The 13,438-nt window shown below is 67.9% G+C and carries 14 protein-coding genes; all 14 read left to right on the forward strand.

Annotated features, from left to right (window positions below; all coding sequences use genetic code 11):
- Positions 1–75 precede the first annotated feature (75 nt).
- The 14 genes from E3T42_RS11990 to rpsG all read left to right on the forward strand — a co-directional run bounded on the left by E3T42_RS11990 (position 76) and on the right by rpsG (position 13,334).
- Positions 76–4,284: an FtsK/SpoIIIE domain-containing protein gene (locus E3T42_RS11990; RefSeq protein WP_241976090.1), complete on the forward strand. Its 4,209-nt coding sequence runs from the start codon at positions 76–78 to the stop codon at positions 4,282–4,284.
- Between the two features lie 8 nt (positions 4,285–4,292).
- A complete protein-coding gene (locus E3T42_RS11995) occupies positions 4,293–4,622 on the forward strand; it encodes a hypothetical protein (protein WP_134365600.1) in 330 nt (109 codons plus the stop codon).
- Entirely contained in the window at positions 4,619–5,911 is a 1,293-nt protein-coding gene (locus tag E3T42_RS12000; protein WP_134365601.1) for a hypothetical protein, read from the forward strand. Before E3T42_RS11995 ends, E3T42_RS12000 begins: the two co-directional genes overlap by 4 nt.
- 1 nt (position 5,912) lies before the next feature.
- Positions 5,913–6,452 (forward strand): hypothetical protein, encoded by a 540-nt coding sequence (locus E3T42_RS12005; RefSeq protein WP_134365602.1) that lies wholly within the window; start codon positions 5,913–5,915, stop codon positions 6,450–6,452.
- Positions 6,449–7,057 (forward strand): hypothetical protein, encoded by a 609-nt coding sequence (locus tag E3T42_RS12010; protein WP_134365603.1) that lies wholly within the window; start codon positions 6,449–6,451, stop codon positions 7,055–7,057. Before E3T42_RS12005 ends, E3T42_RS12010 begins: the two co-directional genes overlap by 4 nt.
- A complete protein-coding gene (locus E3T42_RS12015; protein WP_134403071.1) occupies positions 7,042–7,647 on the forward strand; it encodes a hypothetical protein in 606 nt (201 codons plus the stop codon). The genes E3T42_RS12010 and E3T42_RS12015 overlap by 16 nt, the downstream gene beginning before the upstream one ends.
- A 61-nt stretch (positions 7,648–7,708) precedes the next feature.
- On the forward strand, positions 7,709–7,993 hold the full coding sequence (locus E3T42_RS12020) for a WXG100 family type VII secretion target (protein ID WP_241976092.1): 285 nt from the start codon (positions 7,709–7,711) through the stop codon (positions 7,991–7,993).
- Between the two features lie 80 nt (positions 7,994–8,073).
- A complete protein-coding gene (locus E3T42_RS12025; protein WP_134365605.1) occupies positions 8,074–8,373 on the forward strand; it encodes a hypothetical protein in 300 nt (99 codons plus the stop codon).
- Between the two features lie 2 nt (positions 8,374–8,375).
- Positions 8,376–10,241 (forward strand): hypothetical protein, encoded by a 1,866-nt coding sequence (locus E3T42_RS12030; RefSeq protein WP_134403072.1) that lies wholly within the window; start codon positions 8,376–8,378, stop codon positions 10,239–10,241.
- 118 nt (positions 10,242–10,359) lie between these two features.
- The gene (locus E3T42_RS12035) at positions 10,360–10,734 is read left to right on the forward strand and encodes a hypothetical protein (protein ID WP_134365607.1); all 375 of its coding nucleotides are present in this window, start codon (positions 10,360–10,362) and stop codon (positions 10,732–10,734) included.
- A complete protein-coding gene (locus E3T42_RS12040; protein ID WP_134403073.1) occupies positions 10,731–11,441 on the forward strand; it encodes a hypothetical protein in 711 nt (236 codons plus the stop codon). Before E3T42_RS12035 ends, E3T42_RS12040 begins: the two co-directional genes overlap by 4 nt.
- A gap of 76 nt (positions 11,442–11,517) precedes the next feature.
- Positions 11,518–12,171: a spermidine/putrescine ABC transporter substrate-binding protein gene (locus E3T42_RS12045; protein WP_134365609.1), complete on the forward strand. Its 654-nt coding sequence runs from the start codon at positions 11,518–11,520 to the stop codon at positions 12,169–12,171.
- A gap of 318 nt (positions 12,172–12,489) precedes the next feature.
- Positions 12,490–12,864 (forward strand): 30S ribosomal protein S12, encoded by a 375-nt coding sequence (gene rpsL, locus E3T42_RS12050; protein WP_134365610.1) that lies wholly within the window; start codon positions 12,490–12,492, stop codon positions 12,862–12,864.
- The gene (gene rpsG, locus E3T42_RS12055) at positions 12,864–13,334 is read left to right on the forward strand and encodes a 30S ribosomal protein S7 (protein ID WP_066597688.1); all 471 of its coding nucleotides are present in this window, start codon (positions 12,864–12,866) and stop codon (positions 13,332–13,334) included. Before rpsL ends, rpsG begins: the two co-directional genes overlap by 1 nt.
- Positions 13,335–13,438 lie beyond the last annotated feature (104 nt).

Here is a 13,438-nt window from a genome sequence, read left to right on the forward strand (position 1 = left end):
CCCGGCGGCGCACGCTCGAGCGCCCGGGCGGCCCGGGGCGCCGGCCGCGGCCCGACCGCGGCCATCCTTCGCGTGATGAGCGGTCCCGACAAGGGTGCCGAGTTCCGTCTGCCGGTCGGCAACAGCACGATCGGCCGCATCCCCGGCAACGACGTCGTGCTCAACGACGAGCTCGTCTCCAAACGCCACGTGCGCGTGGAGGTCGGGCCCGGATCGATCGAGATCGTCGACCTCAACTCGGCCAACGGCATCCTGGTCGACGGCGGCCTCCTCTCCCGGGTGCGGCTGGTCACCGGGCAGTCCATCGTGCTCGGCGACACCGAACTGGCGGCGACGCTGGTGGCCGGCGCTCCCGTCGACCAGTCCGTGCAGGTTCTGGAGCGGGGCGGTTCGCTGCGCTTCAACCGTTCGCCGCAGGTCGAGCAGCGCTACCCGGGCCGGGAATTCCCCGCCCCCGCGATCCCGACCGACATCGAGCCGCAGCCGTTCCCGTGGCTGATGGTCATTTCGCCCGCGATCATGGGCATCGTCATGTTCGCGGTCACCCGCAACCCGCTGACCCTCACCTTCGTGGCGATGATGCCGATGATGGCGGTCGGCAGTCACTTCTCCCGCATCCAGGTCTCCAAGAACAAGCTCGCCACCACGGTGACGGCCTTCGAGACCCAGCTCGAAGACATCGAGACCCGGTTCGAAGAGGAGGAGCCGCTGGAGCGCGCGTCCCGGCTGCGCGAGTCCCCGTCGGTCGCCGAGGTCTACGGGGCCGCGATCGAACTGGGCCCGCTGCTCTGGACCCGCCGGCCCGAGCACTGGAACTTCCTCGACCTGCGCCTGGGCCTCGGCAGTATGCCCAGCCGCAACACGATCAACACCAAGGAGAACACCTCCGGACTGCCGGTCTACCTGCGCATGGTGGACAAGCTGCAGGCGAAGGTCGCGCGGATCAGCGGTGTCCCCGTCGTCGAGAACCTGTTCCTGTCCGGCGCCCTGGGCGTCTGCGGCCCGGCCACGGATGTCGCCGACACGGTTCGGGCGATCACCGTGCAGTACGCGGGCATGCACTCCCCGGCCGAGGTCACGTTCGCGGCCATCCTGAGCCCCCGGTTCACGACCGAGTTCGAGTGGCTGAAGTGGCTGCCGCACACCTCGTCGCCGCAGAGCCGGCTGGCGGGCGTGCACCTGGCCAACAGCGCGGCGCTCGGCACGGCCATCCTGAACGCCCTCGAGGAACTGATCCAGAGTCGCAACTCCCAAAACGGCGGCGACGGCACCTCGCGCGGCTCGCACGAGGAGGGTGAGGCCGCGTCCCAGCGCGGCGCCCACGTCGGCCAGAGAACTCCCGAGTCCTCGTCGGCCACCGACGGCGCCGCCCTCGTGGTTCTGATCGACAACGACGCCCCGGTGGACCGGGCCCGGCTCGCGCAGATGCTCGAAGACGCCGCGGATGCTCGCATCTACCCGATCTGGATGGCCCCGAACGTCGAGGCGCTCCCCGCCGCCTGCCGCACCTTCGTCAACGTGGAGAACGGCCTCGCCCACGCCGAGGTCGGCTTCGTACGGCTGGGGATGACGGTTCCCGATGTGACCATCGAGGGGGTGTCCGTCGAGTACGCGCGCATCCTGGCCCGGCGCCTGGCCCCGATCATCGACGCCGGCGCCGTCATCACCGACGCCAGCGACCTGCCGCGCAGCGTGTCCATGGTGACGCTGATGGGGGAGGAGCTGGCCTCCGAACCCGGCACCGCGATCGAACGCTGGACCCAGAACAGCTCGATCAGCGACCGCTCCGGCGCCGCCCCGGTCCCGCGCAAACGAACCGGCACGCTGCGGGCGATCGTGGGGCAGTCCGCCCTCGACGCCATGCACCTCGACCTGCGCACCCAGGGCCCGCATGCTTTGGTCGGCGGCACCACGGGGTCGGGCAAGTCGGAGTTCCTGCAGGCCTGGGTGCTCGGCATGGCCGCCGAATACAGCCCGGACCGGGTGACCTTCCTGTTCGTGGACTACAAGGGCGGCTCAGCATTCGCGGAATGCACCCGGCTGCCGCACTGCGTCGGCCTGGTCACCGACCTCAGCCCGCACCTGGTGCGTCGCGCGCTGACGAGCCTGCGCGCCGAACTCCACTACCGGGAACACCTGTTCAACCGCAAGAAGGCCAAAGACCTGCTGGAGCTCGAGAAGCGCGGCGACCCGGACTGCCCGCCGGCCCTGGTCCTGGTCATCGACGAGTTCGCCGCGCTCGCCGGCGAAGTGCCCGAGTTCGTCGACGGAGTTGTGGACATCGCCCAGCGCGGCCGGTCCCTCGGCATCCACCTGATCATGGCCACCCAGCGGCCGGCCGGCGTCATCAAGGACAACCTGCGGGCCAACACGAACCTGCGCGTCGCCCTGCGGATGGCCGACGAGTCCGACTCGAAGGATGTCGTCGGCGACCCTATCGCCGGAACCTTCGACCCATCGATCCCCGGCCGGGCCATCGCCAAGACCGGTCCGGGGCGGCTGATCCCGTTCCAGTCCGGCTACGCGGGCGGCTGGACCACGGATGAACCCGACGTGGTCAGCGTGAAGGTCGGCGAGCTCCGGTTCGGCTCGCAGACGCCCTGGGAGGCGCCCGCCCACGAGTCGAACGAGCCGCGCGACCTCGGCCCCAACGACCAGGTGCGGATCGTGAGCAACCTCATCACCGCCGCGGCGCGCGCGGGTATCCCCGCCCCGCGCCGGCCGTGGCTCGACGACCTGCTCCCGGCCTACGACCTGCTCGCCCTGCGGCAGGGGCGGGACTCCATGATCGTGATGGGGGTCAGCGACATCCCCGAGAAGCAGCTGCAGGAGCCGGCCTTCTTCCGGCCGGACAAAGACGGCCACATGGCCATCTACGGAACCGGCGGAACGGGCAAGTCCGCCCTCCTCCGCACGCTGGCCATCTCCGCGGGCGCCAGCCCCGGCAGCGGCACCGTGAACGTCTACGGGATCGACTTCGGAACCGGCAGCCTCCGCGGCGTCGAGGTCCTGCCCCACGTCGGTTCGATCGTCTCGGGCGACGACCACGAGCGGGTGGGCCGGCTCCTGCTGATGCTCCGGGCCGAACTCGACGCCCGGGCCCTGCGGTTCTCCGAGGTCAACGCCGCCAGCATCGGCGAGTACCGCGAGCTGGCCAAGGCCCCGGGGGAGGCGCGCATCCTGTTCCTGCTGGACGGCTTCGGCACGTTCCGCCAGGAATACGAGACCAGCCTCGCCCGCGGACCGCTCTACAACACCTTCATGCGCATCCTGGGCGAAGGGCGGCCGCTGGGCATCCACGTGGTCATCACGGCCGACCGGTACGGAAGCGTGCCGACGGCGGTCAACGCCAACATCCAGCGCCGGGTGGTGCTCCGCCTGCCCGACGAGTCCTCCTATCAGGTGCTGGATGTGCCCAAGGACGTCCTGAGCGAGCAGTCACCTCCCGGCCGGGCCATCGTCGATGGCTACGAAACCCAGCTGGCGATCATCGGGGGCACGCCGAACGTGGCGGCGCAGACGACGAGCACACAGGCGCTCGCCGCCCGGCTCCGCGCCGCCGGTGTGGCCGAGGCCCCGGTCGTGGGGGCGCTCCCGAAGGAGGTCTCCCTCCGCGAGCTGCCGGCATCCGTCAACGACCTGCCGGTGATCGGCATCTCGGACACGGCGCTGCAGCCGATGGGGTTCGAGCCGATGGGCACCATCGTCATCGGCGGGCCGCCCGTGAGCGGCAAGACCAACACCATCCGGGCCCTGGTGCGAACGATCGCGGCGTGGGACCCGGACGCGAAGTTCTTCCACATCGGCGGGCGTCGGTCGCAACTCGCGACGGACTACCCCTGGATGCGGAGCGCGGTCAAGGTCGACGACGCGGTCGCGCTGGTGAAGGAGCTGATCGAGGCCGTCACCGACGAGGGGGTCACCGACCGGCTGGTCATCGTGATCGAGAACGTGACCCAGTTCGCGGCCTCGCCGTTGGAGAAACCCCTGGTGGAGCTTGCGCAGAAGGTGAACCGCAGCGACCACACGCTCATCACCGACGTCGACATCGCGAACCTCGGCAGCAGCTTCGGTCTCGTCGGCGAGATGAAGGCCGCCCGCAAGGGGATCATCCTGAAACCGGACACGCACGACGGCGAGAGCGTCTTCAAGGTGCCGTTCCCCCGCGTCGCGCGGCACGAGTTCCCCGAGGGCCGCGGCCTCTACGTGCAGAACGGTTCCGTCTACCGCGTTCAGATTCCACTGGTGGCCGATAGCCTCAACGCAGACCGACGAAAGGGCTGATCAAGTCAATGGCACAGATCTGGCTGAACATGCAGGACCTCGCTGAGGTCTCCTCCGGGCTCAAGACGACGATCGACGAGTTCAAGGCCGCCGCCAAGAGCAACGACGATGGCGCGGGCGCGGTCGCGCACCCCGACGACCGCTCGGAACTCTTCGACGTCGTGCACGAGTTCGAGGCCGAGTGGGCGGCCAAGCGGGACAAGCTCAAGGGCGGCCTGGAGGACCTTCAGGAGCGTTTGGACGGCGTCATCGCCGGCTGGACCGCATTCGACCGGGAGGCGGCCAAGAGCATGGGGCACGCCGGCCACGACAACCAGCCCGTCGGAGGGATGAAATGACCCTCACGTCGCCCAGAGGCCACATCCTCCGGATCCTGGAGGGGTCGGCATCCGACGTCGACAGCCGCGGACGCAACCTGGTCGCCCTCGGCGACACCATGGACAGCACCGCCAGGGCGCTGCGGGAGATCAGCGAGGGCACCACCCAGATCGCCGAATCCGTGGACAAGGTGCGCAAGGTGGCCGGGGAGATCAACGGGGATCTGTCCAAGGCGGCAGTGCGCTACCGGATGACGGGGGAGACTCTCAAAGGCTACGCGGCGGCTCTGAAGGCGGCGCAGGACACGATCCACCCCCTGATCGACGACATCGAGACGGCGCACAGTGTGGCCGAGGACCGTCGTGACACGGCGGATTCCGCCTCGAGGGCGCTGAGCGGCCTCGACACCACCTGGCTGTGGGAGACCGAGCCGACACCGCAGGATCGGGCGCAGGCGGTGTCGGCCGATGACGCCGCCGCGAGTTCCGCGCGCAGCGCGGACAACAACCTCGACGGGCTCTGGGACACCTTCGAGAGCGCGTTCAGCGTGTGGGCGGAAGCCTACGACGATGCGGTCGGCGGAATCGACACGGCGATGGACACCGCGGGCAACAACGACACCTGGGTCGAGGACCTGACCAAATTCCTCGACACGATCAGCTCGGTGCTGCTCGTGCTCGCCGTCGTCGCCCTGTTCCTGACCGGGCCCATCGCCCTGTTCGTGATGGCCCTGGTCGTGGTGTTATCCGTCGTGTCCCTGATCGGACACGTGACTCTGGCGGCCACGGGCAACGGCTCCTGGGTCGACGTGGGCCTCGATGTCTTCGGGCTGGTCACCTTCGGAATCGGCGCTGCGGGAGCGAAATCGGTTTCAGCCGTCCTGCGCGGCCCGGAAATGAGGGCCGTCTTCGCCGGGGGACGGGATTCCGTCCAGGTGGGTCTGCGCGCTGCAATGCCGACGAGCAATTGGCGCCTGGTGAATCGCTTCCGGGACGTGCAGGCCTTCGCCGGCTCCCGCTTGCAGACCATTCCGCCGTTCTTCAACAATCCGTGGAACACCCTCCGCGGCGGCAGCGCGAACGTGGGACAGTACATGGGCTTCCGCAACAATATCGACGAGACGTTCGGCCATCTCCCCGAGGTTGCGGAGTGGGTCAGGGGCGCGGGTCGCGAAGGGGTGCCCGTTCTCAGGGAACAGGTGAAGAACGTGGCCCTGTCCGGCGGCGGCACCCTCGTAGCCGCCTACGACAAGATCGCCGGCACATTCGACCAGGGCTACATCTCGTTCAAGAACAGCGTGGTCTCCTGACATGGGCCGACCATCAGGACGCACCTCTCCGCAGGCATCCGCGGCCAGGCCGAAACTCGACAAGGCGCGTGGCGGGTTCATGGCCGGGTCGCTGCTGATGGCCGCGTTCCTGCTGCTGACGGTGCTGAACGGGCTCCTCGCCGGCGGCCACATGGGGCCCGGGGACGGGGAGCGACTGTACCGGGGCGCCATCGAATGGCCGTGGATTCCACTGCCTGCCTGGCTGGTGATCGCCGTCGCCCTCATCGCCCCGGTCTCGGTTGCGATGATGCTGCGCCACTTCACCAGAGACGACCGCCCCCTGCTCGTCTACCTCGTCATGATGACCCTGGTCATCTACGTGATGCTCCCCCTCCTGTACAGCACCATGTACCGTGACCCGACGGGCCTCCCGGTCGGCGTCGACTCCTATGGGGGTTTCGGCTGGCATTGGATCGGCTCGGTGTTTCAGGTGGTGACGCTGTCGATGATCCTGATCCGGGCACTCCTGTTGACGCTGCAGAAGCCGCGCGCGCTCGAGCCGGCGGAGGTGTCGCTGTGAGCCTCGCCAGCGAGCTCAAGGGCTCCCGTGCCGCCGCCGAGCTCACGTACACGCTCGTCTTCCCGCCCGGATGGGCCGAGTACGGCATCGACCGCGAAGCCGAGGCCCAGCTTGTCCAGAACGCCCGGGACCTCTACCGCGACGGCGGACGGCCGGACATCGCGCTGGACGTTCGCACGCGCATCCACGTGTATTTCGCCCGGGTCCGCAAAATCGGTGCGACGGCCATGTACCTCCCGATCAAACGCGTCGACGACATCGTTCTGCCGGTCTCCATCGTGGCGGTCCCGTTCAGAGCGGCGCCGGGAACCACCCTCGTCTCGGCGGTCGACCGTCTCGCCGGCGGCCGGGCCGAAGCGGTGCAGCTGCCGCAGGGTCCCGCCTGGCGCTGGCAGGAGGAACGAAACCGGGTCGACGGCGAGGAGGGTCTCTCGTCATTACTGATCCACTACCTCGTTCCGGCACCGGGGGAGCGGCCCGGCACGGGCCTCGTGCTCTCCTACGCGATCCTCCATCTCACCGGGGACGAAGGCGACGAGTTCGTGACCGTCCTCGCCGGGCTCTTCGACGCGATAGCAGGGACATTCCGATGGAAACAGAACTAGCGGGCTACCTCGTCGGGTACGACACCGACGTCTGGATCGACGTTCCCCTGCACTTCCCGGAACAGGACTGGGCGACCCGTGACGACTGGGCCAGGGACGTGGCCGAGCGCACGGGCCGAGAAATGCCCGAACCCGAGACCACCATCGGCCGGTTCTACGAGACGGCCAGGGAGATCGCCGCTTTCAGCGTGCCGGATGCCGCCAAACGGTTCTGGTACTTCCCGGTCGCCGGCTCCTTCCTCTCGGTCGCGCATCTGTACACCGCGTCGCGAGCCGAGCTCGGCGAGGCGAGCCTGGAAGACTGCGCCGGTTCCGCCGAGTCTTCGCTGACCGTCCCCGTCGTCGCCGAGATCGAGTCGGACGGATTCGGCCGGCTGGTGCGTGTGCTCTCCACGACGTCGCTGGAACAGGAAGACGGCTCCAACCGCGTCGTCGGCTGCGCCCGGCTGGTCGGCGAAGCGGCGGGACACGTCTTCCTGCTCGAGGTCATCGATGACAACCTCGGCCGGATCGCCCTGATGCTGGACGACCTGAAGGCGCTGATGGAAGCCATCCGGATTGTTCCGGCAGAAGAGTCCCAGACCAGATAGCGTTACAGCAGTACTCGATCACTCCTATGGGGGAGTGGGGAACCGATCGAAAGGCTTATCAATGACATTCCACGCCAGCTATGACGCCATGGAGCAGACCGCCGGAGTTCTCGAAAGCGGCGCTGAAGACATCAAGGGCCAGCTGCACTCGCTGCTCGGCAAGGTCGAAGAACTGCTCGGCGAGGGCTTCAAGACCGACCTCGCGTCCGGCAAGTTCGGCGAGGGCTACAACGAACTCAACAACGGTGTGAACACGGCCGTCGCCGGCATCACCGACATGGCCAACGCGCTGCGCTCCATGTCGCAGAAGACCCGCGAGCACGACGCTTCCATGGCCGGAAGCTAGTCACACTCGTCTGAACGAGTAGTTCGAGGGCGGTTTCGCGAGAAGCCGCCCTCGTCACGCACAATCTGGGGGGAATGCGGATGTCGGACGGTGTGCACCTTGACCTGTCGCTGATTTCTGCCGCCGCGTCCAACGCGACCGGCGTCAAGACATCGTTCGCCGAGTCCGCGGACAGCTCGGGTCGCGCCGCGGACGCCTGCGGCCATGTCGGACTGGCCGAGGCCGTGCAGGACTTCGCCGACACCTGGGACGACCGGCGGGCCGGCTACGTCGAGAACCTCGGCCGGCTCGCGAAATCGCTGACGGACATCCACACCTCGTTCCGGGAACTCGACCAGAAACTCTCCGGCTCCACCGAACCCGCACCGATGCAGGCCTGAGCGTGCAGCGACTCGCGGGTGACCCGGCGGTGGTGCTCGAAACCGGTCTGCGCTACGCGGACACGGCGACGGCCATCCGAGCGGCCGTGCGCCAGCTCACGGCGATCGCCAACCCGGATGCCATGCACGGCATGGCCATCGCCCGGGTGCGTTCAGACGCCGCCGCGCTGGCCGCGGATATCTCCCAGGCCGAGTCCCGCTACAGCGAGACCGGCGACGCCCTCGTCGCGTACGCCGCAGCCCTCGAGGCGGCGCAGGACGACGCCGATCAGGCGATCGCCGAATTCGAGGCCGCCGCCGACGACCTGAACGACGCGGAACGCGTGCAGAGCAGGCTCCGGGTGACCCAGCTCGCCGAAACACTCGCGGACGCGCTGATCGTGACGGCGCCGCCGCCGCCACGCACGACTACGGCGGACCTCGCCCGGGTCACCGGTTCGATCTCCGGCCTCTCCGACCGGAAGGATGCCGCCGAGCGCCGCTACCACCAGGCGTGCGAGGACCGCGACCGGGCGGCCGTGAACGCCCGCAACCGCATCGTCGACGTCGTCGCCGGCAGCGACCTCAACGACTCCATCTGGGACGACATCAGCGGGTTCCTCACCGCGGTCGCCGACTTCATCGGCCAGGCCATCGACGTCATCGTCTCGGTGCTCGCCGCCATCGTGCTCGCCGTCCTGGCGCTGGTCGCCGCGGTGATCCTGCTCATCGCCGCGGTCGTCGCATTCGGCCTCGCCGTACTCGCGCTCGTTGCCGCCGCCGCCATCGCGCTGGCCGTGATCGCGGTCGCCCTCGCGCTGGCGGTGGCGGTCGCCGTCGTCCTGGTCCTGGCCGCGGCGATCGTCGCGGCCACCGCAATCGCGCTCGCCCTCGCGGTGATCGTCGCGGCAGCCGTCGTGCTGACCGTGGTGCTGGCCCATCTGGCCATTTTCCTGGCCGCTACCGTCTACCTGGCCACCGCCTTGATCCTGCAGGGTGGCGATCCGCTGGACTCGCTCGTGCAGTCGGCCATCGTCGCGCTGATGGCGACGGTTCCCGTGGCCTGGTTGCTCGTCGGCGCCGCCGGCTGGGGGGAACGAGCCGAGCCGAAGCGCGTCGCCCACCGAGACGCGAAGCTCGTGGCCCACGCCAGCTTCGAGACCATGTTCCAGGACCTGATGGACATCGATGACGCAGGGCACACGAACGACGAGAAGGACACCAACCAGGAATCCGTCGTCAGAATCACCACCATCACGGGCCCGAACGGTGAACTGATCTACAAGATCGCCGTGCCCAGCACGCAGCAGTGGCTACCGGGCGGCACCAGCGCCAACGACGGCGCGAGCGACGCCGCCGCCAAGATGGTCCTCGGGCAGCGCACGCAACTCGAGAAAGCGGTAATGGACGCGATGAAGCAGCAGGAGATCCCCGACGGCGCACACGTCATGCTCACCGGTTGGAGCCTCGGCGGGATCACGGCCGGCAACCTGGCCGCCGACCCCGTGTTCAGCCGCACCTACAAGGTCGACGCCCTGGTGACCGCCGGCGCCTCGCTCGACGACATGCCGATCCCGCTGCACACGAAGGTACTCGATGTGAGCCACCTGACCGATCCGGTCCCGCGCACCGAGAACCCCTTTCTGGCCGACCACAGCAACGACGGTAACCGGTACAAGATCGATGTTCCCGCCCCGGGCGGGGCCGGCGAAGACCTGGGACACAACCCAGAAAAATATCAGGAGACGTTCAGAACTCATGTCGACAAGGCAACCGGGGGTGCCGTCCTCGATTTCAAGGCGGCCGGCGGCTCAGACAGCAGTGTGGGCATCGCCGATTACTTCGGCGACGCGGTCGACGGCGACGACTATTCCTACACACGTGGCTGAGCGGGCGAGATGGCGTCGCTTGACTGTGCTCGCGGCGGCCGTCTCCGTCACCCTGGCCCTCGCTGCCTGTGCCCCCCAGCCTTCCCCATCGTCACAATCCGCGCCACCGGAGGCAAACATGAACACGGAGCAGGTCACCGAATCGCTGAAAGCCATTGACGGGGTTGAAGACGCCACGGTTACGGTTGCGTTGAACGGATTTCCGGGCAACTACCGGTCGACGACGAGGCTCACAGTCACCGCCGAGGGCGACGCGGCCCTGGGCGAGGTCCTCCGCCAGACGGCATCCGTCATCTGGGCTGAATACGGCACACAATTACCCCAGTACCGTTTCGCCGTCGAGGCTCCCTGGCCCGGCGGTCCCCAACCCCTCCAGCTGGTAGTCCTCAGGGACCGCCAGGCGGAGTTCGGTTTCACCCAGGGGAAGTACCTCGGCACCCACCTCATCCTCACCAGGGAGGAGCTGGCCGCGATGTTCGGCGCTGCGGAATGAGTGCGAGCCCGCAGCATCCGTCGCTCCAATTCGAGCTCCCGGGTGCCTGGTGGCGAATCCCGGTCGACTCGATTGACTCGGCCGCCGCGTCCGTCAAGAAACTCGTCGCGCACAAGTTCGGACGCAACTCCAGCGAGGCGACGTTTCGCGCGCAGCAGCGCAAAGCCATGTCGGCAGCGGTGACGCACGCGATCGAGGGCGGGGCGACCGAGTTCCACGTGTCCCTCAAGCTCGACAAGCGGATCACCTTCGCGTCCACGCTGACCGTCTACCGGCCGGCGCTCACCTTCCCCGGCCAGAGCACCGAGCCGCCCGTCATCATGGATGCCCTGGCGCTGGGCCTGGTACGCGGCGACGGGTCTGACCGGGAGGACGGCGCGGATCACTGGGCCGTCCTCGAGGGCGAGGGCGCGATCCTGTTCGAGAAGGGCCGGTCGTACGTGCTGCGGCGCACCAGCGATCACGAGCAGCCGGGCCGCGGTCCCGACGTCGAGTCCTATACCGCCATCAAGGCCGACTACTGGATCACGGTGCCGGGCGCGAGCGCCGTGCTCCTGGTGACCTTCTCGTCGCCCCTCGCCGAGCTCGGCCCCCTGCTGGTGGAGCTCTACGATGCGATCATCGACTCCGCGGTCTGGACCGGGCTGCCGGAGGCTCCCGCCGCCGGGAACCTGGCCGACGAACTCCGCACGAAGGCCCGCCCCTGAGCGTTCCCGGGGCGCTGACGGATGCCCCCAAAACTGGTCAGCCGTTCGGCGAGGCAATCGAGTACCCTTAATACTCATGGACGGTTCCATCGAGTCACGCGTGGACCACGAGGTCGACGACTGGCTGAATTGGCTGCCCCGCTGGCGCCCGGGCACACACCGAGGTCGCGCCCGCCTCTGCCGCACCTGCTTCGGGTCGCCCATCATCGGTGCCGCCGGCCTCACCACGGATGTCCCGCACGCCGTGCAGCACGCGCTGTCCATGCGCATCAAGCGCGTGATCGACGCGGACGTCGACGAGTACACCGAGGCGCACCTGCCGCTGCTCCGCCGCGAGATCCACCTCAACGAGCAACGCAAGGCCGCCGCGAGCTACCAGCCGACCGAAGGCCTGGACCCGGCCTACACGGGGCTCGACCTGGATCCGCCCGCCACGCCCGACGCCCCCTACCTCTTCACCTTCGCTGACCTCGCCCGGCCCGAAGAGCCCTCGGCCGCGCCCGTCGCCCCACCGCCGCTGAGCGTCGAGGAGAAGGCCGCCATCCGTGCCGAACTCAAACTCGCCGACGAGCACGCGGCCCTGGTCGGCCGAAAGGTTTGCGCGGAGCTGTCCCGGCACCAGGCACGGATGCGCCGGGCAGTCTCCGACTTCGTCGAACCCTGGGTGCTGGCCCTGCTGGCAGACCTCGACACCGCCCTCGATTCACCGCTCTGGCCGCGCGGCATCTGAACAACACCTGAACGAACCCCCCGGACGTGGTAATCCATTTGACCGGGCTGCCACCGTCAAGTTAGTATTTCGGGGTGTGCGCTTTGTCGTGCGCTTGAGTTATGCCACCGCGATTTTGTCGTGCTGCACCTTAGGCGCCGCGACCGGGCACTCACTCAGGGTTTGTTCTCCGAGCAGCCCCCACGGCATACCCACCTGAACAAGCGGACTCGTCTGCGTGCCTCGGTGGGTCCAGATGAACTCGATCCAGGCGGCAACGTGCAGGGTCGAATGCTAATCACAAAGCTGTCACCGTGCAGCAATAACGAGGAGTAATTAGTGCCCACCATTCAGCAGTTGGTCAGAAAGGGACGCAGCCCCAAGGTCACCAAGACCAAGGCTCCCGCCCTGAAGTCCAACCCCCAGCAGCGCGGCGTTTGCACCCGCGTCTACACGACGACCCCGAAGAAGCCGAACTCGGCTCTCCGCAAGGTCGCCCGCGTCAAGCTGTCGAACGGTACCGAGATCACCGCCTACATCCCCGGCGAGGGTCACAACCTGCAGGAGCACTCGATGGTGCTCGTCCGCGGCGGTCGCGTCAAGGACCTTCCCGGTGTTCGATACAAGATCGTTCGTGGCGCACTGGACACCCAGGCCGTCAAGAACCGCAAGCAGGCTCGTAGCCGCTACGGCGCCAAGATGGAGAAGAAGTAATGCCTCGTAAAGGCCCAGCGCCCAAGCGTCCCGTTATCGCTGACCCGGTATACGGCGCCCCCATCGTCTCCCAGCTCGTCAACAAGATCCTCCTCGACGGCAAAAAGGGCCTCGCCGAGCGCATCGTTTACGATGCACTCGAAGGCGTCGTTGCCAAGAACGGTGCGGATGCTGTCGTCACGCTGAAGAAGGCACTCGACAACGTTCGTCCCACCCTTGAGGTGCGTTCGCGCCGCGTGGGTGGTTCCACCTACCAGGTGCCCGTCGAAGTCAAGCCGCACCGCGCCAACACCCTGGCCCTCCGATGGTTGACCAGCTACGCCAAGGCTCGTCGCGAGAAGACCATGACCGAGCGTCTCACCAACGAAATCCTCGACGCATCCAACGGCCTCGGTGCCGCTGTGAAGCGCCGCGAGGACACGCACAAGATGGCCGAGGCGAACAAGGCCTTCGCTCACTACCGCTGGTAGTCGCGTTCCGGAGTCCGGGCTTGTCGGGATCAGATCTCGACGGGCCCGGATACCGGATGCCCTGTTTCGCACCACGCACCATAAGCAAACTTCCGGAGGACCCC

Origin of the sequence: Cryobacterium sp. TMT4-10 (genome assembly GCF_004403275.1) — a bacterium.
Lineage (GTDB): Bacteria > Actinomycetota > Actinomycetes > Actinomycetales > Microbacteriaceae > Cryobacterium > Cryobacterium shii.